The 22,281-nt window shown below is 60.0% G+C and carries 20 protein-coding genes and 1 pseudogene; 14 read left to right on the forward strand and 7 right to left on the reverse strand.

Annotation, left to right across the window (positions count from 1 at the left end):
* Positions 1–200 precede the first annotated feature (200 nt).
* Positions 201–713 (forward strand): hypothetical protein, encoded by a 513-nt coding sequence (locus KTN04_RS04845; protein ID WP_217334089.1) that lies wholly within the window; start codon positions 201–203, stop codon positions 711–713.
* Between the two features lie 232 nt (positions 714–945).
* On the opposite strand, the gene KTN04_RS04850 is transcribed toward KTN04_RS04845, so the two are convergent.
* The 4 genes and pseudogenes from KTN04_RS04850 to KTN04_RS04860 all read right to left on the reverse strand — a co-directional run.
* Positions 946–2,871 (reverse strand): FAD-dependent monooxygenase, encoded by a 1,926-nt coding sequence (locus KTN04_RS04850; RefSeq protein ID WP_217334090.1) that lies wholly within the window; start codon positions 2,869–2,871, stop codon positions 946–948.
* A 131-nt stretch (positions 2,872–3,002) separates the two neighbouring features.
* Complete coding sequence (locus tag KTN04_RS04855) at positions 3,003–3,434, reverse strand: ATP-dependent zinc protease family protein (RefSeq protein WP_217334091.1); 432 nt, start codon at positions 3,432–3,434, stop codon at positions 3,003–3,005.
* Positions 3,427–3,795 (reverse strand): cation:proton antiporter regulatory subunit, encoded by a 369-nt coding sequence (locus KTN04_RS16790; RefSeq protein WP_456085647.1) that lies wholly within the window; start codon positions 3,793–3,795, stop codon positions 3,427–3,429. The genes KTN04_RS04855 and KTN04_RS16790 overlap by 8 nt, the downstream gene beginning before the upstream one ends.
* Positions 3,772–4,650: pseudogene (locus KTN04_RS04860) on the reverse strand (ATP-grasp domain-containing protein); the annotation flags it as partial. The pseudogene KTN04_RS04860 and the gene KTN04_RS16790, both read right to left, overlap by 24 nt.
* A gap of 223 nt (positions 4,651–4,873) precedes the next feature.
* Here KTN04_RS04860 and KTN04_RS04865 point away from each other — a divergent pair.
* The 4 genes from KTN04_RS04865 (at position 4,874) to KTN04_RS04880 (ending at position 8,882) form a co-directional block, all read left to right on the forward strand.
* The gene (locus KTN04_RS04865) at positions 4,874–5,872 is read left to right on the forward strand and encodes an AraC family transcriptional regulator (RefSeq protein WP_217334093.1); all 999 of its coding nucleotides are present in this window, start codon (positions 4,874–4,876) and stop codon (positions 5,870–5,872) included.
* Between the two features lie 105 nt (positions 5,873–5,977).
* Positions 5,978–6,748 carry a class II aldolase/adducin family protein gene (locus tag KTN04_RS04870; RefSeq protein WP_217334094.1) on the forward strand — a complete coding sequence of 257 codons (771 nt, stop codon included), beginning with the start codon at positions 5,978–5,980 and terminating at the stop codon, positions 6,746–6,748.
* A gap of 12 nt (positions 6,749–6,760) precedes the next feature.
* Positions 6,761–7,687, forward strand: coding sequence for a TauD/TfdA dioxygenase family protein (locus tag KTN04_RS04875; RefSeq protein ID WP_217334095.1), 927 nt, complete (start codon positions 6,761–6,763; stop codon positions 7,685–7,687).
* Between the two features lie 172 nt (positions 7,688–7,859).
* On the forward strand, positions 7,860–8,882 hold the full coding sequence (locus KTN04_RS04880) for a CNNM domain-containing protein (protein ID WP_217334096.1): 1,023 nt from the start codon (positions 7,860–7,862) through the stop codon (positions 8,880–8,882).
* 60 nt (positions 8,883–8,942) lie between these two features.
* Here the strand turns inward: KTN04_RS04880 and KTN04_RS04885 are convergent, their stop codons facing one another.
* The 3 genes from KTN04_RS04885 to KTN04_RS17030 form a co-directional block, all read right to left on the reverse strand.
* Positions 8,943–12,470: an AAA domain-containing protein gene (locus KTN04_RS04885; protein WP_217334097.1), complete on the reverse strand. Its 3,528-nt coding sequence runs from the start codon at positions 12,468–12,470 to the stop codon at positions 8,943–8,945.
* A 56-nt stretch (positions 12,471–12,526) separates the two neighbouring features.
* Positions 12,527–12,829 carry a hypothetical protein gene (locus KTN04_RS04890; protein ID WP_217334098.1) on the reverse strand — a complete coding sequence of 101 codons (303 nt, stop codon included), beginning with the start codon at positions 12,827–12,829 and terminating at the stop codon, positions 12,527–12,529.
* A gap of 71 nt (positions 12,830–12,900) precedes the next feature.
* Positions 12,901–13,173, reverse strand: coding sequence for an excalibur calcium-binding domain-containing protein (locus KTN04_RS17030; RefSeq protein WP_217334099.1), 273 nt, complete (start codon positions 13,171–13,173; stop codon positions 12,901–12,903).
* 275 nt (positions 13,174–13,448) lie between these two features.
* On the opposite strand from KTN04_RS17030, the gene KTN04_RS04900 reads away from it, so the two are divergent.
* The 9 genes from KTN04_RS04900 to KTN04_RS04940 are packed head-to-tail and all read left to right on the forward strand — an operon-like array spanning position 13,449 to position 22,239.
* Positions 13,449–14,339, forward strand: a complete 891-nt coding sequence (locus tag KTN04_RS04900) for a VOC family protein (protein ID WP_217334100.1) — start codon at positions 13,449–13,451, stop codon at positions 14,337–14,339.
* 10 nt (positions 14,340–14,349) lie between these two features.
* Positions 14,350–15,222: a CoA transferase subunit A gene (locus KTN04_RS04905; RefSeq protein WP_217334101.1), complete on the forward strand. Its 873-nt coding sequence runs from the start codon at positions 14,350–14,352 to the stop codon at positions 15,220–15,222.
* Between the two features lie 14 nt (positions 15,223–15,236).
* Entirely contained in the window at positions 15,237–16,046 is an 810-nt protein-coding gene (locus tag KTN04_RS04910; protein WP_217334102.1) for a CoA-transferase subunit beta, read from the forward strand.
* 13 nt (positions 16,047–16,059) lie between these two features.
* Entirely contained in the window at positions 16,060–16,986 is a 927-nt protein-coding gene (locus KTN04_RS04915) for an enoyl-CoA hydratase (RefSeq protein ID WP_217334103.1), read from the forward strand.
* Positions 16,983–18,086 (forward strand): NAD(P)H-dependent flavin oxidoreductase, encoded by a 1,104-nt coding sequence (locus KTN04_RS04920; RefSeq protein WP_217334104.1) that lies wholly within the window; start codon positions 16,983–16,985, stop codon positions 18,084–18,086. The genes KTN04_RS04915 and KTN04_RS04920 overlap by 4 nt, the downstream gene beginning before the upstream one ends.
* A gap of 1 nt (position 18,087) precedes the next feature.
* Positions 18,088–18,840: an enoyl-CoA hydratase family protein gene (locus tag KTN04_RS04925; protein WP_217334105.1), complete on the forward strand. Its 753-nt coding sequence runs from the start codon at positions 18,088–18,090 to the stop codon at positions 18,838–18,840.
* A gap of 8 nt (positions 18,841–18,848) precedes the next feature.
* On the forward strand, positions 18,849–20,015 hold the full coding sequence (locus tag KTN04_RS04930) for an acyl-CoA dehydrogenase family protein (RefSeq protein WP_217334106.1): 1,167 nt from the start codon (positions 18,849–18,851) through the stop codon (positions 20,013–20,015).
* 8 nt (positions 20,016–20,023) lie between these two features.
* Complete coding sequence (locus tag KTN04_RS04935) at positions 20,024–21,085, forward strand: acyl-CoA dehydrogenase family protein (protein WP_217334107.1); 1,062 nt, start codon at positions 20,024–20,026, stop codon at positions 21,083–21,085.
* Complete coding sequence (locus KTN04_RS04940; protein WP_217334108.1) at positions 21,085–22,239, forward strand: acetyl-CoA C-acetyltransferase; 1,155 nt, start codon at positions 21,085–21,087, stop codon at positions 22,237–22,239. The genes KTN04_RS04935 and KTN04_RS04940 overlap by 1 nt, the downstream gene beginning before the upstream one ends.
* Positions 22,240–22,281: the final 42 nt, after the last annotated feature.

A 22,281-nucleotide genomic window follows, 5' to 3' on the forward strand; every position in this document is an offset into this window, starting at 1 on the left:
ACTGCGCAGAAATTCTCGCACAAATGCGCATGCACGTTTTCAACGGAGGAGAATGGCTGTGATTCATCATTTATCAAATCAATACAGTAAGTTAGTCCTTCTCTCAGTGCCTGTCACTTGAGTAAAAACACGCATGCGCAGTATTAAAATGTTAGTGGCGGCGAGCCTCTGTCCTTAAAGCTCTAAAAAGGTCTAAATACATGTTTTCGACCGATATGTACAAAATGGTCAGATCGAACAGTGACAGCGTGTGCTTCGACCGTCCGGTTTTACCCAATGCGATTATTTTTGGAGTGATTGGCATACTAGCAGCTTTTCTTACAGTTTTTCTCTGGGATAAACCGAGACTTGAAGCTTGGTTTTGGTTTTCGAGCATAGCTTTAGGATTAATGGTCTACGGGCTTTTATATATCTTCATTCCAGATAAAAGAATTACGTTGGAAGATGGTGGTTCTATATTTGTTTTGAAGGGAAAACATTGGTTTGGAAAGCGAAATAGTAAATTTTCTTCTAAAGGCAAAATAACAGTTGTGCGGGTCGTTGCATCAGGTGGTAATAGTGCAATGAACTATATTTTAGAGGTAAAGACATTGGATGGCTTACGCTTCATGATGGGTTTTCATGGATTTGGAAGTTTTAGTAAAGAAAAGCTTGAGGAGCTTGGTCAGCTGTTAGAGGAGAAATCCAGAGGTCGATTAGCATTGGTGCGTTAATCGAATTCGAAGGATGAGTTAAGTTTAGGCAGCGTCGCTATACGCCACTAACCAGTCGGTCAACCGGACGCCAAAAGCGTGGCCGCTTTTGATTTCCTCCGCTGCGCTCCGGCGCCGGTTACCATCAGCGTTAATGTCTGCCTCGGGCCAAAACCAGCCCAAATCAGAGACCGAGCGCCTTTTGAAACGCATTACTTGTTTCAAGGGGCGCTCTCTTTTCAAAGCGTTTTAATCAAACCATAAATTCACCAAAAAACGCACTCAGTTCCTCATGCGCATCCAGCGGCAGGAGGGTAGCAATATGCTGGTCGGGTCGCACCACGACCATGCAGCCCTGTTCACGATCAACCCCGCGCTGCTCGAAAATATCCATGCCTTCCTCGGTCTGGAACACCTTTTCGTAATCCCGCAGGCCGTATTTGCCCTTGGCGGGCCAGAGGTAATCCGGCAGTTGCTCGATGGCCAGCTCCTGCTGCTGGAATACCGCATAGGTATCGATGACAGAGTCGATATCGGCGCCTGCAGGCGTGTAGCGCTTCACCGGCGAAGTGTCCGCATTAGCCAGGAAGTCGATCAGTTGGCCGGATTTCGAGTTGGCGTCCAGCGGGCTGTGCACATCGCCAAAGATAAAGATGCGCCAGCGGCCGTCGGCTTTTACCAGATGTCCCAGATGCACCGGGCAGCCATCGCCTACGCGCACCGCTTCAGCGGAGTGGAAGCGCTGGCCAATGGGGAAGCCGGTGGCCAGTGCCTGATGCTCATGGCCGGTGCAGAGATAGGATGCATCGTAGCCGATGGAGGTGCCGGCGATGAAACCGTTCTGGCGGGCGATGAACTTTTCGATATCGGCGGTGCTTTTTTTCGGCGCTTGGCCCTTCTGATCGGCCGTGGGGCGGGTGGCGACCAGCTTCGACATTTCACGGTCGGCATTGATCAGCATGAAGGCGACTTTGCGGCGCTCGTCTGCGTAGGTTTGCAGCAGCTTGGGCTGGCTCTTGCCCTGAAGGACCGCCGCCAGTTTCCAGCCCAGGTTGAAGGTGTCTGGCAGAGAGGTGTTCAGCCCCCAGCCGCCCTTGGGGCTGTGGGTGTGGCAGGCGTCACCGGCGACAAAGGCGCGCGGAATCAGGTTGTCAGGGTTGCCCGCCGGGGTGTCGTCAAAGCGGTCGGCCACGCGCTGGCCCACCTCGTAGATCGACCACCAGGCGACTTCCTTCACATCCAGCGTGTAGGGGGCCAGAATCTGCTGGGCCTTGGCGATGATGTCGTCGGCCGTGAGCGCCAGCTGTGAAGCGCGCTGATCCTTGTCCAACAGGTCGAGTTCGACATACAGACGCACCAGGTAGCCGCCTTCACGGGGGACGATCATCACCGCGCCGTTGTCCTTGGACTGGATAAAGCTTTTGACGCGAATGTCGGGGAAGTCGGTGACCGGCAGAATGTCCATCACGCCCCAGGCCTTGTTGGCCGAGTCGCCCTCGAGCTGGATGCCCAGGTTCTTGCGCACGGCACTGCGCGCACCGTCACAGCCGACCACGTAGCGGGCCTTGATGGTTTCGACCTTGCCCGAGTGGCTGGTATCGATGCGCTCGAAGGTGGCGGTGATCGGGTGCGCATTCAGATTCTGAGTCAGGCTTTCATCGACGTTCAGCTCCATCAGGCGGCGGCTGTAGTGCGGCACCAGGTGGGTGACGGAGCGCTCCATTCCTTCCAGCAGCAGTTCGTGCAGGCGGGCCTGGTTGACGACGCCGTGCACAAACTCGGACAGGCCCAGGCGCGCATCGCGGACCCTGTGGGTGCGCTTAATGTGTTCGGGGTGTTCGCTGTCCGGTTCCCAGAAGGCGTTTTGGCGCAGTTGATAGCACTCTTTCACCATCATTTCGCTGCAGTTGAAGGCTTCCATGATTTCCATGGTGCGGCAGGAGATGCCATCGGCCTGGCCGAACAGCAGCGGGCCGTCCTTCTGGTCCACGATGCAGGTAGTGATATCGGCAAACTCGGACAGCTGGCGTGCCAGCGCCAGACCGGCGGGGCCGCAGCCGACAATGAGTACGTCTACTTCGCCGGGCAGGTCCACCAGCGGGGGAATGGCAGCGGGCTCGCGGGCCGCATCGGGAATTTCGTAATTGCCGGGTTTGAAACCGTTGAGATGGTACTGCATCACCGAATCCTCTTGGCGTTGTTATCAGGATTGTGCTTGCGTCAGCAAGTGCATGCTGAGCAATGGTTCAAGCCTACGCGCGGAGGTCGGTTGGGCCTGTCACCCGAAAATGGGGACAGGCCGGTGGCGGATCAGGCTTTCCGCTTTTTCATCAGGTAGGAGCTGCCTGGGTCAACCAGGTAGTGGCCGTTCATGGTGGTGCGGCCAAGCAGCATGCGAAAGCCCATGCTGTCGCGGTTGGTCAGGGTGACTTCGGCTGTGTGCGTGGTGTCGCCAATGGTGATGCGGGTCTCGATGACGTAGCGCATCTCGCTGTGTCCGCCCGAATCGCGCACTTCACGCTCGTCCAGCAGCGGGGCCTGGCATTCGATGACGGTCTCCAGGTCGCGCTGGCGCGGGTGAATCTTGAAATGCACGATCTTGCCTGCGCTGGTTTCTTCCAGCCGGACATCAAAGGCGTGCAGGGCAGACGTTCTGGCACCGGTATCGACCTTGGCCTTGATCTTGGCAATGTCCAGATCCGGCAGCGCGACCCATTCACGCCATCCTAGAATGTTAGTCATGTCGATTCTGTCCATCGCTGTCGGGGTTGGTGACATCGGTATCCGGCAGGTCCATGACCTTGGGCTGACGCTTGCGCTGGGCACGGGCCGGCACCATGCCGCGCATGGATTCGAGCTTGCCGAAGCAGAGCAGCTTGTCACCCGGCTCCAGAATACGCTCCGCTTTCGGATTGGGGATGACCTTGCTGCCGCGGTTGAGGGTCAGCACGTTCAGGTCCTTGGAGGACAGGTCCACATCCGCGATGGTCTTGCCGACGTATTCGGAGCCTTCGGGTATCAGAATCTCGCTGACGCCATAGCCCTTGCTGACGGTGAGGCGCTGGCGGATATCGATTTCGGGGAACTCGACCTGCGCGGCGATGTAGTCGATGATGGCACCGGCCACGTCCAGCTGGGTGCAGGTTTCGATGCCTTCCAGGCCCGGTGAGGAGTTCACTTCCATGATCTGCGGGCCGGTGGCGCTTTCCAGCATGTCGACCCCGGCCACGCGCAGCCCCAGAATCTGTGCCGAGCGGATGGCCGCTTCGGCATATTCGTCCGGCAGGTCGACCGGCTCGGCGACGCCACCGCGGTGGACGTTGCTGCGGAATTCCTGCCCCTGAGCCACGCGACGCATGGCCGCGACGACACGGTCACCAACCACCAGCGCACGGATATCACGGCCGCGGCTTTCGGCGACGAACTTCTGAATCAGTACGTTCTGCTTCTGGCTCTGCAGCAGTTCAATGATCGACTCGGCGGCCTTGACGGTATCGGCCAGCAGTACGCCGATGCCTTGGGTGCCCTCGATCAGCTTGATGATGACCGGTGCGCCGCCCACGCGTTCAATGGCGGGCAGGACGTCGCGTTTGTCGCGCACAAAGGTGGTTTCGGGAATGCCGATATGATGGCGCGCCAGAATCTGCAGGCTGCGCAGCTTGTCACGGGAGTTGGCGATGCCGTGGGCCGTGTTGGCACAGAAGACGTCCATTTCCTGAAACTGACGCACCACGGCGGTGCCGTAGTAGGTGACGGAGGCGCCGATGCGAGGCAGCACGGCGTCATAGTCGCTGAGCTGCTTGCCGCGAAAGTACAGGTCCGGGTTGCCTCGCTTCAGGTCGATGGCAAATTTCAAGGTATCCAGTACCTTGACGTTGATCCCCCGGTCCAGCGCCGCTTCTTTCAAGCGGCGTGTACTGTAGGCGTTGGGGGCTCTGGAGAGTATGGCGAGTTTCATGATCGCTTCCTGGTTGATCGGGGGACGGGTTGCCAAGGGGCTTAATGTGTACCTGAAATCATCATAGTTCAATATGTGATCCTGATTACTTTCAACGGTCAAGGCGCACACCCGCCGGCGAATGGCTCTGAGTGGACAAGGTTGCCCCTCAGGCCGCCTCAGAGGGTGCATCCAAGTGGCATTGATGTGATGATCAGGCCTCGGATTTCAATGAGTACCGACCATGAATACGGACGCGCGCTACATCATCTGGTTACTCGATTTTCTGGCGGGCCAAGGGGTTGATACCCGGGCGCTGTGTGCCGCGCATGATCTCAAAGACCTGGAGTCGCTCGACACGTCCATCAGCCAAGCGACCCACCGGGCCCTGCTGGGCGAGGCCCTGCAACTGACCGACGACAGCGGCCTGGGCCTGAAGCTGGGGCATCAGCGCTCGCTGGCGACCTACGACCAGCTGGCCTATCTGATGATGAGCTGTTCGACGCTGCGTGAGGCGATCGAGACGGGGCTGAAGTACCAGAACTATCCGGGGCGCTTTTCCGGGCAGTCGATCATCACCACGTTCAGTGAGATCGATGGTCAGGGCTGCTTTCAGGTCAATGTGAAGGAGGACCTGGGTGCGCTGAGGCTGCTGGCGATTGAAGAGCTGCTCAGCAATATCATCGCGACCACACGCTGGGTGCTGGGGCGCCCTCTGCCGGTGACCCGGCTGCGCTGTGATTATTCACCACCGCCCCATGCGGAGGACTACCTTGCCATCTTCGGGTGTGAGCCCCGGTTTGAAGCGCCGGTTATTCAGCTGTTTTTTGACGCCGCCATGCTGGATGCGCCGCTGCCCAATGCCAGCCCGCAGAGTGCGCGGCTGTATGAAGCCATGTGTGAAGAACAGAGTATCCGGCGCCAGGGTGGCAATGTGGCCTGGCGGCTCTGGCCACTGATCGTCGAGGACCCGGCCAATCCACCCGGCATGACCGCAGCTGCCGAGGTGCTCTGCTGTAGCCCGCGTACGCTGAGGCGCCGGCTGCAGTCGGAGGGATGGCAGTACCAGCAGATTATTGACCGTGTGCGTGAAATCCATGCCCGCCGTGCACTCAGCGATCCCACCCTGTCCGTTACCGAAGTTGCCCTGCAATTGGGCTATGCCGATCACTCCGGCTTTCTCAAGGCATTCAAAAAGTGGACCGGGATGACGCCACGGGCATTTCGCCGGCGGCTGGTTTGACACCCTATTGGCCACTTGGGCCTGTTGATTGGCCGGATTTGCCAAGGCCTGTCCACAAGGGGTGATTATCATCATTCGACACGCTTCAAAATAAGGATTAACGCCGTGTTGAAGACCGATCACCTCAATGTCGAGATGTTTGAAAAATTTGCCCCGCGCCCGGGTGAGCGGGCACTTGTGCCCGAGTTGACGCCCAAGGCCCAGGTGGCGCTGATGTGCCGCATGCTGTTTGCCGAGGGCTGGGATGATCATATTGCCGGGCATATCACCGTGCGCCAGCCCGACGGCACCATCCTCACCAATCCCTGGGAGCTGGCCTGGGACGAAGTGACCGCCAGCGATATTGTGACCCTGGACGAGCAGGGCAATATCCTCGATAGCCACTGGAATACCACCCCGGCCATCGGTCTGCACTTGCAGCTGCATGAGGCCCGTTCCGACATCAACGTCGTGATTCATAACCACCCCAAATGGAGCGGTATCTGGGCCAACCTGCAGGAAACGCCCCCGATCTACGATCAGGCCGGTGCTTATTGTGGCGCGGAGCTGCCGATCTACAACGAATACCTGGGCACGTTTGAAAATCAGGCCACCAGCCTGACGGCCGTGGAAGCGCTGGGCGATGCCAAGTGGGCGTTGCTGGCACACCATGGGGCGCTGGTGGTGGGGCGTGACCTGCGCCAGGCCCACCTGCGAGCTGCCACGCTGGAGTGGCGCTGCCGCCGTGCCTATGAGGTGCGTCTGGCCGGTGGTGCCGAGCCGTTGGCCGACGAGGTGATTCAGCAGGTCAGCCTGCCGGATCCGAACGGCTTCCCGTTCCTGTGGGAAGCGATGGCGCGCCGCGAGCTGCGCCGTGATCCGAGTGTACTGAGCTGAGGGGAACGAGGCATGACACTGATCGTTAAACCGCTGGACAATATCGGCGTGGAAATACAGGGCTTTGATATCACCCGGCCCCTGGGTGAGGCGCTGCAACAGCAGCTGCGTGACCTCTGGTATGAACACGGCGTGCTGGTGTTTCGCAATCAGGCGATGAGCCCCGAGCGCCAGATCGCTTTCAGTCGAATCTTCGGCGAGCTGGAGCTGCACCCGCTCAAGGCGACGCTGTCTGATGATTATCCCGAGCTGTTCGAGTTGGAGAACGGTGGCGACAAGGACAAGGCCAACACGGCCTATTACCATGGCGAGACGGTTGTCGGCCGCCTCGACTGGCATTTGGATCTGCATTACACGGGCAAGCCCAATCATGGTGCCGTGCTGACGGCCGTCGAAGTGGCGGGAGAGGGCGGTCTGACCGGTTTTGGGGACCTGGCCAAGGCCTATGATGCGCTTGATGACGACACCAAAGCGCTGCTCGACACGTTGGAAGTGGTCTATACCTTCAACATGCAGCGCCGTCACATGCGCTATGTGGATCTGGACGGCTACGAGCCGGGCCCTTACAGCCCGAAAAAGCCGTCGGACGTCAGGTTCCCCGACTTCCCCGAATCGGTTTATCCGGCCGCCATGACGCACCCGATTACGGGTATCAAGGTGCTGGGTATTGTCGAGCAGTTCCTGGACCGTGTCGCGACACCTTACAAGGCGGGTATTTCCAGCGACGAGTCCATCGAGCTGCTGGAGCGTCTGGTAGCGCATACGCGGGACCCGAAATTCCACTACTTCCACCAGTGGCAGCCGGGTGACATGGTGCTCTGGGATAACTGGCGTGCCATGCACTGTGCCACCGGCACTCCGCCGGGCGTGCGCCGGCGCATCAACCGCACCACTATCAAGGGCGAAGTGCCGCTGGGGCGTGTGTTGCTGGACGAATGAGGTACGCGTGATTCAAACTTGGCTGGCCTGAGGGGGAAGCCCTGGCCCAGCTCCGAGCAAAGACCGTCCGGCACCCGCCTGGCGGTTTTTTGCTTTTTGCAATGCAACCAAAATTTGCCAACCTGATCTAATATGCCAACACCATGACCTCACGGAGGGTAGTCATTATCCCATGGCACTGCTGATTGCGTTTGCCGTTTTATCCATTGGCGTTTCGTTTCTGTGTTCCATTCTGGAGGCGGCATTGCTGTCGCTGACCCCCAGCTTTATCGCGCATCAAAAACTTGAGCGGCCACGCCTGCATGAGCGGCTGAAAGTGCTCAAGGACCAGGTCGACCAGCCCCTGGCGGCCATCCTGACGCTGAATACCGTTGCCCATACCGTGGGCGCGACCGGTGTAGGCGCCCAAGTCACACTGGTGTTTGGTGACGGTTATTTGGGCATTGCCTCGGCGATCATGACAGTATTGATTCTGGTGCTGTCTGAGATCGTGCCCAAAACCATCGGTGCCCGTTACTGGCGCTCGCTGGCGCCGTTTCTGCCGCCGCTGCTGAATACCATGATCCTGCTGCTTAAGCCGTTTATCTGGCTGTCGGACCTGGTCATGAAACTGTTTGGCGGCAACGACCACGATCATGACGTACGCCAGGAGATCAAGGCCCTATCCATTCTGGGCCGTGAGCTGGGCAAGGTCGATGCCGATGAGCAGCGTGTCATTGCTAACGTGCTCGACCTGCATGAAGTGAAGGTGCGTGAGGTGATGACGCCGCGAATCGTCTGTGTCTCGGTGCGACCGGACATGCCGTTGGATGATTTTCACCAGCTGTTGCGCAAGAGCCAGTTTTCCCGCTATCCGGTGCTGGATGAGCACGAGGTGCCGCAGGGCATGATCATGCGCCGTGACCTGCTGATGCGTGAGCCCGAGCACCAGGTGGTCGCCGACATGATGACCCCGGCGCTGATTGTCTCCGACATGCAGAATGTCGAGCAGGTGATGAACCGGTTGATGCAGGAGCGCCAGCACATCGCACTGGTGTATGACGAATACGGCAGTTGGCAGGGCGTGGTCACCATGGAAGATATTCTGGAGACCATCATCGGCCAGTCGATCATGGACGAAACCGACGCCATTCCCAACATGCGCCGCTTTGCCCGCCGTCGCTGGGCAAGCCGCCGCAAGGAACTGGCGGAGTAGGGTAGAACACGGGCCTGAGTGATCAGGCCCGTGTGTTTTCAGCGCACTCGCCGAGTGCCACTACAGGCATGTCTGTTCCAGAAAAGCCCGCTGGGTATCCATTTCCTGTTTCAACTCCCCCTGATACACGACGGATGTTTCCATGTTCTTGAACTGGCCCCCACGGGCCGCGCTGGCCCAGTTGAACGAACCGATGCACAGGTGACTGTCATCTACCATCAGCAGCTTGCTGTGGATGCCGCGCAGGACACGGACTTCGATGCCTGCCGCGGACAAGGTTGTGCAGCAGGTATCGAACTGACGGGCCTTGGTTTGGCTGTAGCGGTTGCTCTCATGGGTGTTGAAGCGGCTGTCGGTATACAGCCTGAATGTCACGCCACGTTCAATGGCGGCCTTCATGGCGTTCAGCAGGCCATTCTGCTGCAGACACGGCAGGCTAACCCAGGGAGAGACCATGTCTATCTGGTGTTGTGCCTGCTGCAGTGCCGAGAACAGGAAGCGGTCATGTTCTTGCGCGTCATTCAACACCAGCGTATCGGTTTGTCTGGGCACCAGATCCGGGCGGACGACCTGCTTGCCGGGAAGTTCGCTGTCGACGCGGTTGTCCAAGAGATCGGCCAGCAAGCGCCGGGGGCTTCCCGGCGCCGCATTATTCATCACATCCATGTCGCCGAATACCAGGAAGCTGTCCTTGGCACGTGATACGGCCACGTTGAGCATGGCCGGGTCGCTGTCAATGAACGGCCCATCGGCATGGCGCGAGTACACCTGAGAAAAAATGACCACTTTGCGCTCGGCGCCCTGCAGGGCATGGACGGTACCCACGGTCAGTACCCCGCTGCTGCGACCGGCCTCGATCCCCAGCTTTTGACACTCCTCGATAATCAGGTCCGCCTGTGCCCGGAAAGGGGTCACCACACCGATAATGTCGTGCAAGTGCAGGTGTTCATCGGCATAACGCTTTTCCAGCGCGTCACGGTTGTCCGCTATCCAGCCCGCCAGAGTTTGTGCTTCCAGCCGGTTGATGCGGCTGCCGGAGGCGGATACCTCGGCGCGGCCGTCGATATGCAGAAAGCCCAGGGCGGGTGGTGACACGTGGTTGTTGGGGGTGTCCGTCTCGCTGCTGCCCCGCTTGGGCAGCAGCAGGCCCCGGTAACAGAGGTCGTTACAGTACTGAATGATTTCATCGTAGCAGCGGCGGTGTTCACGCAGGAACATGCCGGGCTCGGCGTTCGGCAGGTAGCGATATTCACTTGCCTGTTGCGCAACACGCATGACACTGCCGGTGGTAGCGTTACGGCCCTCGTCACGCTCTAGCAGTGCGTTATAGGCATCAACGCTATCCACCAGACCGGCTTCGACCAGGTTGCCGCAGTCGACCGAGGGCAGCAGCTGATTGATGGGCTTGATCTGGTGAGTATCGCCAATCACCAGTGCGCGCTTGGCCAGTGCAAAGGAGGCACCCGCCACGTCCGGTGCAACCTGGCCGGCCTCGTCGATGATCAGCAAGTCGATTTCATTGATCAGGTAGTGGCGTGAATAGCTGTTTTTGCTTTCGAAGACCGAGTATTGCATGTGACCGGGCAGCGAGTGCAGCGTCGACACGATACAGGGGGTCAGTTTCATGCGTCGGCGCCAGCGCGGCTGTACGGCTTTTTTCCCGGTTCTGCCGCGATTCTTTTCCAGCTCCTCCAGCTGGGCTTCGCACTCCATCAGCCAGCGTGCTTCCCAGTAATGCACGGCCAATTGGAACAGGTGGAAGCGCAGGGTCGTATCCAGTTTGGCGTCAACACTGGCGATATCCCGCCGTTCAAGCCCCGGTACGACGGTATCCAGCAGCGATTGCCAGGCCTGTTCAGCCTGCTGCCGCCGTGCCAGTAGAGCCTGGTGTCGTTCCAGTTGCGCGAGCAGTGCCTGTAAAGAGGACTCGTGCTGCTGTACATGGGCCTGGCATACGGTATCCAGGGTGTCTTCACTGGCCTGATGGACGGCTTCACGCAGCGGCGGGGTAAAGGTTTGATCAATGAACAGCTGGCGGCGCAGTGCACGCTTGCGGGCGACCGCGGGTAAAAAACTGAACAGTGCCAACCACAGGGATTCTTCGGCACAAAACTGCTGCCATTTGCGATACTCGCCTTTCATGCGGGCCAGTTGGGTCTTGTCCCGGTCAATCCGTTGCTGCAGCTGTGCAAGACCGGTTTCCGGGTGTTGCCCCAGCAGGCGTTCGCACTGCTGCCGCACCTCTTGCAGCTCCTCCCAGCCGGACTGCACCTGCTGCAGCTGGTGCCAGCGCGCCGTCAATTGTTGATGCAGCCGTTGCTTGACCGGCTCGACTGCATTGAAGCGACGATCGAAGTATTCACCTGCACGGGCCAGAAACGCTGTTCTGGCGGCGATGACATAGCGGCAGGTTTCCTTGTCGTGATAAAAGGCCGATGTCTGATACTGTTGCGCAGCCTGGGGCTCTTTGGATTTGGATGGCAGGTAGCCGCCGTAGCTGGATATATCGGGTAGCCAGCGGCCACTGACGGCTGCCTCGTTTTCTTCGAAGTCCTTGCCGAAGGCGTCAATGATATTGGTGACGGCCTGGTTGTTGGTCGAGGCCGCGACAATCAAGGGGGGCTCGTCTTCTCGCAGCGCCGCATCTACCCAGAGTGATGCAACGACCGAGAGCACGAAGGTGGTCTTGCCTGTCCCCGGCGGCCCGTTGACGGCCAAAATTTCACCCGGTTTCATGTCCAGCGTCTGTGCCAGTGCGGCACGTTGAGCGTCTGCCAGCGGGAATTTCGAGTTGGAATGCCCGAGGCGCTTGGCTACTCCGTCCAGCGGGTCAAGGCATTTGGTATGCGTGCTGTTGTTACGCAATGCGAAGCCATCAAGCAAGGGCGTGTCCGGTGCATGCGCATCCAGCCAGTCATACAGGCTGACAATGTTGCGCACGGCCCCGCTGATTTCGTCGTTGCCCTGTACGCTGGCGCAGCCCTTGTCCTGATAGTGTTGAGAGTGCTGCAGTGTCGTGTCCGCCAGGGTATCGAACAGTGCTTGCATGGCCTCCTGGCAAGGCTGCCAAAGCCGGCGAAACGCCTCGTCTTCGATAGTATCCAGCAGTGATGCGGCTTCGCTGTCTGCATAGACGTTGAGGGCGAGCCGACTCTGGAATTGGTCAAGCTGCGTGACCTCAGCCAGAGTGAAGGAGTCGTTGGTTTGGGGGGCCAGCAGGTCGCGGGGAATCAGGGGCATGGCTGCGGGCAGGCAGTAGCCATTGCGGTGGAGCCAGAAACGCCCTGTTACCGGCAGAATAATGTCGGGCAGGCTGGCGTCGGACAGGAATCCGTGATGACGGGCACGGGTGAACACCCAGGGGGAAACGCTGATGCCGACCACGTGAGTCTGTGCATCGGTACCCTTGAAGAAGTGGCTGACGAGCCTTGGATCCAAGCGTCCGTGCTGAAGCAGTTCCCGTGTGGCCGACAGGTGTTGCTTGTCGAAATCCGTGTCGCGGTGCGTGCCTTTCAGACTTTCCGTGTCGGCCAGAGAGTTGCGCCAATATCTTAACCAGCGAGCCGTGCTCTTGGTGTCCCTGAGCATCCTTTCTCCTTTTACATGTACAGTGTGTATTCAAGATTTGATTGTTGGGCATGTCCTTATTTTGAACACTCGGACTTCGCGTGTTTCTGCGTCCTTAAAATCCGAATCATCCACATGCAATAGCGAATGAACATGCCCAGCAAAAAACACAGGGTTGGGAAGCCGACAATTACGATACCCAGCCCGTCACCCGGTGAACCATTGTAATCGGGTTGAGATGTCACATGAAAATGCTGTCCCCAGAGGGCGATAAAGGGCAGCCCGATGATGGCGGAGCTGATCCAGAAGCCTTTCCATGTGGGAATGAACATGGGAATGGCCAGCAATATCAAGGCAACCAGGATAACGATCAAGATCATGGGGATAAGCTCGAATAGTATGCTTGCCGGCAGTCATGCCGGCACACAGTCAATGGGCCATGGTGGCGTGGTTAAAACCTGGAATCGTTTTCACAGGGGATGCCGTCACCATCGCCATCCATCTTGGTATTCGGGCAGTTTCGGGTAAAGAATTCGGCCTCGGCCCTGGAGGTCATTTGGCTGCAGTGCTGACGCCCGTCACATCGAAATCGGCTGTCTGCATCATTGAAGGATGGTTGCTCGAAAGAATCTGCTGCCCTGGGTGTTACTGGTTTGGAATCTGATTGGTTCGAGTAGTGCCATACGCCGAAACCGACCAGACCCAAAAGAATGATGTTTCTCACAATCTACAATCCTGAATTCATACAGCCATCACGTTTGGCAGTCATGCGATGCACGATCATTGCATCTTGCGCTATACAACGCAGGCGCATGCTTCCCTGCCGCAGGGGGCATGTTAACAGCACACTCTACATCCGCCCACTGCACCAAAGGTGCATGGTTACGGGGTTTGCGGCCACCATGCATTTTTTCGATTTCTGTTTAGTCTCTATGGACGATGAGATGCTGTACCTCCCTTCCGATAATGGGCAAAAGAACAAGACCCCGGAGGGAAGTGATGATCGATATTCGCGAGTTGGGTTACTTTGTGGCCCAGGCCGAAAGCCTGAAGGAATGGCAGGACTATGCCGAGAACGTGCTCGGCATGATGACTGCCGAAGCGCCGGAGGGCGGGTTGTACGTCAAGATGGACGAGCGTCCCTTCCGCATGTTGATCCTCGAAGGCAGCGAGAATCGCTACCTGGCCTCCGGTTGGGAACTGGCATCGGAAGAGGCCTTTGCCGCCGCTACCGCCGATCTGGATAAAAAGGGCGTCGCCTGGGAAGCCGGTGATGCAACGCTGTGCAACCAGCGTGGCGTGCAGCAATTGGCCATTGTACGCGACCCGGCCGGCAACCGTCACGAACTCTACTGGGGACATAAATCAGCGTTTGAGCCGTTCGTGTCACCGCAGGGTGTGCCGCGCTTTGTCACCGGCGAAATGGGGCTGGGCCACACCGTGCTGCCGGCGCCCAATTTCGATGAGACCCGCGACTTCCTCAAGAATGTGCTCGGCTTCGGTCTGTCCGACATCATGAACCACAAACCGGCACCGGATGCCGATCCGCTGCGCATCCACTTCATGCACTGCAACAACCCCCGCCATCACAGCCTCGCCATTGCCGAGTTTCCGGTGGCCAGCGGCTGTGTCCACGTCATGGTCGAGGTGGACTCCATGACGGAAGTTGGCCGTGCCCACGACCGTCTGGAAGCGCATGGCGTCAAGCTGTCTGCAACGCTGGGGGAACACCTCAATGACCGCATGACCTCGTTTTACATGAAAACGCCGTCCGGCTTCGACATGGAGTACGGCTTCGGCGGCCTGCAGGTGGATTGGGACGCACACAGTGCCTTCGAATTCACCCGTGTCAGTGTCTGGGGACACGACTTCTCGGTCGGTTTCAAATAAGGAGCGATAGATGAACAAACTGATGACAACCGCAGAAGCGGTAGCCCAGCTGCGCGATGGCATGACCATCGGCTTTGGTGGCTGGGGCCCGCGGCGCAAGCCGATGGCGATCGTGCGCGAGATTCTGCGTTCGGATGTAAAGGATCTGACCGTTGTGTCCTACGGCGGCCCTGAGGTGGGCATGTTGTGTGCGGCCGGCAAGGTGAAAAAGCTGATCTTCGGGTTTGCCACCATGGATGCCATTCCGCTGGAACCCTGGTTCCGCAAGGTGCGTCAGGCCGGTGAAATCGAGGTGATGGAGCTGGACGAAGGCATGTTCCAGTGGGGCCTGCGCGCCGCTGGCATGCGCGTGCCGTTCCTGCCGACCCGCTGTGGTCTGGCGACCGATGTCACCACGCACAATGACCTGCGCACCATCAAGTCGCCCTATGACGATGGCGAAGAGCTGCTGGCGATGCCGGCACTGAACCTGGATGTGGCCTTTGTCCACGTCAACAAGGCCGACAAGCTGGGCAATACCCTGATCACCGGCAGCGATCCCTACTTCGATCATTTGGTCGCCCGCGCCGCCGAGCGTTGCATCGTCTCCGCCGAGGAGGTGGTCGACAAGCTGGAACTGGGTGCGGCAACGGCCCGTTTCAATACCTTTGAACGCTACCTGGTACAGGGCGTGGTTGACGCACCGCTGGGTGCGCACCCGACTATCTGTGCACCGAACTACGGCTGGGATGTGGGTCATCTCAAGCGGTATGCCGCCAGTGCCAGCGCTGAAAACGGCTGGCAGGTGTATCTGGACGAGTTCGTAAACGGGGGCGAAGACGCCTACCAGGCCGCCAATGGTGGTGCCGAAGCTATGGGCAAGCTGCCCGTGCCGACATTCTGAGGAGAGTCACAACAATGACGACCAACTGTGAATTTACGCTGGCCGAACTGATGATTGTGGCCGCTTCCGAAGCCTTCCGCGGCGACGGTGAAATCCTTGCCTCCGGCCTGGGGATCATTCCGCGTCTGGGCGCAAGCCTGGCGAAGATGACGCATACCCCCGAGCTGCTGATGACCGACAGCGAATCGCTGCTGGTAGAAGAGCCGATCCCGGTCGGCCCGCGCGGTGACTACCAGCCCAAGTACTCGGGTTACATGCCGTTCGAGCGCATCTTTGAATGCGTCTGGGGCGGCAAGCGTCACGCCATGATCGGCCCGACCCAGATCGACCGCTTCGGTCAGACCAACCTGTCCGTGGTGGGTGATTACGACAAGCCGAAGGTGGCGATGCTGGGCGTGCGCGGCCTGCCGGGCAACAGCATCAACCACATCAACTCCCTGTTCGTGCCCAGCCACAACACCCGTGCCTTCGTTGAGGGTGAAGTGGATATGGTCTCCGGCGTGGGCTACAACCCGGCGCGCTGGGGCAAGGATATGCGTCAGGATCTGATGGAGATCCGTCACATCGTCACCAACCTGTGCGTGATGGATTTTGAAGGCCCAGACCACGCCATTCGTGTGCGGTCTCTGCACCCGGGCGTGACCTTCGAAGACGTTCAGGCCAACACCGGCTTCGAGCTGCTGAAGGCACCGGACATGACCGAAACCGCGCATCCGACCGCTGAGCAGCTGGCGATTATCGCCCAGCTGGACCCGCATAACCTGCGTGCCCGTCAGCTCAAGGATAACCCGCCGGGTATCCGCACCGCGTCCAACGACCAGTAACAAGGAGCCTGTCATGACAGCAGCCAATAATCAGCAGGAATTCGTTCAGCGCGAAGACCGCGCCGAGTACGAAACCGATCAGCCGGTGCTGTACAGCGTGGCCGACGGTATCGCGACGGTGACCATGAACCGCCCCGGTTTCAACAATGCGCAGAATTCGCAGATGACCTACGCCCTGGACGCGGCTTTCCGCCAGGCGGTGGATGACGACAGCGTCAAGGTGATCGTGCTGCGCGGCGAGGGCAAGCATTTCTCCGCCGGTCATGACATCGGCACCCCGGGGCGTGACATCAACAAGGAATTTGATCGCAGCACCCTCTGGTGGGACCACACCAACAAGCCCGGCGGCGAGTACCTCTATGCCCGTGAACAGGAAGTGTACCTGGGCATGTGCCGCCGCTGGCGCGATATTCCCAAGCCGACCATCGCCATGGTGCAGGGTGCCTGCGTGGCCGGTGGCCTGATGCTGGCCTGGGTGTGTGACCTGATCATTGCCAGCGACGATGCCTTCTTCCAGGACCCGGTGGTGCGCATGGGCATTCCGGGCGTGGAGTACTTCGCGCATCCCTATGAACTCAACCCGCGCATTGCCAAGGAGTTCCTGTTCCTGGGCGACCGCATGAGCGCCGAACGCGCCCGCGAAATGGGCATGGTCAACCGCGTCTTCAGCCGTGATGAGCTGGCCGATGCCACCTATGACATTGCCGGTAAGATCGCTCGCCAGCCGCGCATGGGTCTGGCGTTGACCAAGCAGGTGATCAACCACGTGGAAGATCTGGCCGGCAAGCGCACGGGTATGGAGGCGGCTTTCGCCTGGCATCATTTTGCGCATGTTCATAACGAGCAGATCTCCGGTGACCTGCTCGGCGGCTATGACGCCAAGGGCATGGTCAAGGCGAACAAGGCCGATGCGGCTGCCAGCAGCGGAGAACAGGCATGAGCAGCACCAGTCCGCTGTTGCAGACCGAGCTGACGCGCCGCCTTGGCTGTCGCTATCCGATCATCCAGACCGCCATGGGCTGGGTGTCGGACGCCAACCTGGTGATCGCCACCACCAACGGCGGCGGTTTCGGGTTTCTGGCCGGGGCCACCATCGAGGCGTCGAAGCTGGAAGGCGAGATCCTCAAGGTGATCGAGGCGACCGGCGGCAGCAACTTCGGTCTCAACTTTCACATGTTCCAGGAAAACGCCATGCAGTGCGTGGAACTGGCGATCCAGTACCGCCTGAAAGCGGTGAGCTACGGCCGTGGTCCCGACAAGGAAACCATTGCCCGGCTGAAAGCCGCCGGTGTGCTCTGCATTCCAACCGTGGGTGCGCTCAAGCACGCGGTGAAAGCGGTGCAGCTGGGTGCCGACATGATCACCATCCAGGGCAGTGAAGGCGGCGGCCACACCGGTGGCGTACCGACCACGATTCTGCTGCCGCAGGTACTGGACGCCGTCGATGTGCCGGTGATTGCCGCCGGTGGTTACTCCACCGGCCGTGGTCTGGCGTCGGCGCTGGCCGCCGGGGCTGCCGGGATCGCCATGGGCACCCGCTTCATGATGACGTCCGACTCGCCCACGCCGCAGCAAACGCTGGAACGCTATCTGGCGGTGCAGGATACCCAAAAGATTCGCGTCACCTTGGCGGTGGATGGCATGCGCCACCGCATGGTGGAAAACGCCTTCATTCACAAGTTGGAAGGGGCCAGCCCCATGCGCAAGCTCTGGATTGCGCTGAGCAGTGCCCGCCAATGGCAGCGCGAAACCGGCATGACCTTCGGCCATATGGTGAAAACCTTCTTCAAGGCCGTGAAGGAAGATCCGGCACAAACCTCGCAGGTGGTGATGTCTGCCAACCAGCCGGTGCTGCTGCAACGTTCCATGGTTCAGGGTTTCCCTGACGAGGGCATTCTGCCCAGCGGCCAGGTGGCCGCCGCCATCAATGAATTGGTCAGTGCACCGGAATTGATCGCTTCGATCGCCGGTGACGCTGAAACCTGTCTGGAGGCGCTGTGTTCACGCGCCGGCCGACAGGCACTGGAAGAGGCTTCCTGATATGAGTAACGCGCTTACAACCCGAATCGAAAACGGTATTGCTGAACTGATCATTGCCAAGCCGCCCGTGAATGCGCTGGACAGCAACGAGTGGTTCGAGCTGGCCGACAATGTTGACGCCCTGGGTCGCAACCCGGAGGTCCGTGTGGTCCTGATCCGTGCCGAAGGCCGCGGTTTCTGTGCCGGCGTGGACATCAAGGAGCTGGATCAGCACCCCGATCGCATCGTGGCCGTCAATGGCGGCAACTATGCCACCTTCAAGGCGATTCATCGCTGTGAAGTGCCGGTGATCGTGGCTGTGCATGGCTTTGTGCTGGGCGGTGGCATTGGCATTACCGGCGCCGCCGACATCGTGTTTGCATCCGAGTGCGCCACCTTCGCCCTGCCGGAAGTGGACCGGGGCGCCATGGGCGGCGGTGCGCATCTGCAGCGTCTGTTCCCGGTGCAGAAGGTGCGTCAGATGTTCTTCACTGGTGAAACCGTGACGGCACAGGAGGCGGATCGTTACAACTTCATCGAAGCGATCGTGCCCAAGGAGCAGCTGCGTGAGACCGCGCTGGCCACTGCCGCCAAGATCGCGGCCAAGAGCCCGGCCATGATCCGCATCGCCAAGGAGGCGCTGAACGGTATCGAGGACGGCAACCTGGAAGACAAGTACCGCTGGGAGCAGGGCTTCACCCTGCAGGCCTACACCAGCCCGGATTCGGCGGAAACCCGCCGTGCCTTTGTCGAAAAACGTGACGCCAGTTTCTGAGGTTCGCCATGGATCTGAATTATACCCCCCGTCAGCAGGCCTTCCGTCAGGAAGTGCGTGCCTGGCTCAAGGACAATCTGCCGGCCCAGAAGCTGGCCAGTTACGACTCCCGCGAAGGCTTTGAACAGCATCGCGAATGGGAGCGCAAACTCTTCGAAGCCCGCCTGTCCATGGTGATGTGGCCGGAAGAACTTGGCGGTCGCGGCTGCGATCTGATCGAGTGGCTGATTTTCGAAGAGGAATACTACGGTGCCGATGCGCCCATGCGCGTCAACCAGAACGGCCAGCTGCTGCTGGGCCCGACGTTGATGGAGTTCGGTACCGAAGCGCAGAAGCAGCGCTTCCTGCCGCGCATGGCCGCCAGTGATGACATGTGGGCCCAGGCCTGGTCCGAGCCCAATGCCGGCTCCGATATGGCAGCGATTTCCTCCAAGGCGATTCGTGATGGCGATCACTACGTGATCAACGGTCAGAAAACCTGGTCTACCCGTGCCATTTATGCCGATTGGGCCTTTGGTCTGTTCCGCTCCGATGTGGACTCCAAGCGTCACCATGGCCTGTCGTTCCTGATGGTGCCGCTGGATGCCGAAGGCGTCACCATCCGCCCGATCAAGGCGCTGAACGGCAAGGAAGCCTTTGCCGAGATCTTCTTCGACAACGTGCGCGTGCCGGTGGAGAACCGCATCGGTGAAGAGGGCAGCGGCTGGCATGTGGCCATGGCGACCGCCGGCTTCGAACGTGGCCTGTTGCTGCGCTCGCCGGCCCGCTTCCAGCAGCCGGTACGCAAGCTGATCGAACTGTACAAGGCCCATCAGACCACCGCCGACCGTGATCCGAGCATCCGTGATGCGGTGATGGACGTCTGGGCCGGTGCCGAGGCTTATGCCCTGTCGGCCTACCAGTCCGTCGGCCGTCTGGCCCGTGGCGAGAAGATCGGTGCCGAGTCCAGCATCAACAAGGTGATCTGGTCAGAAATGGATCTGAAGATCCACGAAACGGCGATGCGCATCCTGGGTGCCCGCGGCGAGCTGATGCCGGGCGCGCCGCAGAACACGGATGACCACGGCTGGCTGGAGGGCTTCCTCTTTGCCCAGGCCGGGCCGATCTACGCCGGAGCCAACGAGATTCAACGCAACATAATCGCCGAGCGCATGCTCGGTCTGCCGAAAGCCTGAGGTGCGCCATGGACTTCACTTTTACTGACGACGAACGCGCCTTTCAGGATGCGATCAGCCGCTTCCTGATGACCGAGGCCGCCCCGGAAGCCCTGCGCGAAATCTGGGAAACCGATGCCGGCCGCTCGCCGGATCTGCGCAACAAGATGGCGGAGCAGGGGCTGACCGCGCTGTCGATCCCGGAAGAGGCCGGTGGCCTGGGCATGGGCGATGTGGTCTGGTCATTGATGACCCAGGAACTGGGTTATTACGGCATTCCCGACTCCCTGGCGGATACCGCCTACGTGGCCGCCGGCCTGATCGCGGCACTGCCGGATTCGGTCGGTGACCGCAATGGCTGGCTGGAACAGATTGCCGAAGGCAGCATCCGCATCGCCGTGGGCCATCCGATCAATCCGCTGGTGGCGGATGCTCATATGGCTGATCTGGTACTGCTGAACCACCAGAACGAGATTCACGCGGTGCCGCGCTCGCTGATCGACGTGGAACACAACCCGAGCATCGACTCCTCCCGTCGCCTGTGTCGGGTGATGTGGGAGCCGAGCAGTGCCACCCGTATTGCCGATGCCGAAACCGGCGTGCCGATCTGGAATCAGGCGCTCAATCGTGGTGCCCTGGCCGTGGCCGGTCAGATGCTGGGCCTGGCCCAGCGCATGCTGGACCTGTCGGTGGACTACGTGGCTCAGCGCAAGCAGTTCGGCAAGCCGATCGGCAGTTTTCAGGCGGTCAAGCAACACCTGGCGGATGTGGCCGGCAAGATCGAATTTGCCAAGCCGGTGCTGTATCGCGCGGCCTATTCGCTGCAGCACGGCCATGCCGATGCAGCGCTGTATGTCTCCCAGGCACATATTGCCTGCGCCGAAGCGGCCCATCTGGCGGCTCGCCACGGCATTCAGGTGCACGGTGCCATGGGGTACACCTGGGAGGTGGACCTGCAGATGTTCATGAAGCGCACCTGGGCGCTGGAAGCCTCCTGGGGCGACCGCGGCTTCCACAAGGCGCGCATCAGTGACGTTATTTTTGCTGACGACGCGCCGCTGGGGCCGGATCAGACATTCGGGAGGTCATGATGGCTGACGCTTATATCGTAGATGCCCTGCGCACGCCCACCGGGCGCCGCAAGGGCGGTTTGTCCCATGTGCATGCCATTGACCTGGGCGCGCATGTGCTCAAGGCGCTGGTGGAGCGCAACGCCATTCCGGCCGATGCGTATGACGACGTCATCTTCGGCTGTGTCGACACCATCGGTTCTCAGGCCGGTGACATCGCTCGCACCAGCTGGCTGGCCGCCGGCCTGCCGCTGAACGTGGCCGGCACCACCGTGGACCGCCAATGCGGTTCCTCCCAGCAGGCGCTGCATTTCGCGGCCCAGGCGGTGATGAGCGGTACTCAGGACGTGATCGCTGTGGGTGGCGTGCAGACCATGACCCAGATCCCGATCTCGGCGGCCATGCTGGCCGGTCAGCCCTACGGCTTCACCACGCCGTTCGCCGAGAGCAAGGGCTGGCAGGCACGCTTCGGCGATGCGCCGGTGAACCAGTTCTATGCTGCCCAGCGCATCGCCGACCACTGGGGCATCAGCCGCGCCGACATGGAAGCCTTCGCGCTGGAAAGCCATCGCCGTGCCCTGCATGCCATCGAGGCGGGGCATTTCGACCGTGAAATCGTGCCGCTGGAAGGCGTCAGCCGTGACGAAACCCCGCGTCAGACCACGCTGGAGAAAATGGCCGAGCTGGAGCCGGTGGACCCGGAGTATCCCTCCATTACTGCCGCCGTGTCCAGCCAGACCTGTGACGCCTCTGCCGCGCTGCTGGTGGTGTCGGAAGATGCGCTCAAGCGCTACAACCTGACCCCGCGTGCCCGTATCCATCACCTGAGTGTCTGCGGTGACGATCCGATCTGGCACCTGCGTGCCCCGATCCCGGCCACCGAAGCGGCGCTGAAAAAAGCCGGTATGACCCTGGATCAGATCGATCTGGTCGAGATCAACGAAGCCTTCGCCTCGGTGGTGATGTCCTGGTTGCAGGAAACCGGTTACAGCCATGACAAGACCAACGTCAACGGCGGTGCCATCGCCCTGGGCCACCCGCTGGGGGCTACCGGTGCACGCCTGATGACCGGTCTGCTGCACGAGCTGGAGCGCCGTGGCGGTCGCTTCGGCCTGCAGACCATGTGTGAAGGTGGCGGCCAGGCCAATGTCACGATTATCGAGCGTCTGGGCTGATCCAGTGCCGGGCAGTGGGTTTGCCTGCCTGGCCGGTTTGAA

Source organism: Marinobacterium weihaiense, from assembly GCF_019061305.1.
GTDB classification, from domain to species: Bacteria; Pseudomonadota; Gammaproteobacteria; order Pseudomonadales; family Balneatricaceae; genus Marinobacterium; species Marinobacterium weihaiense.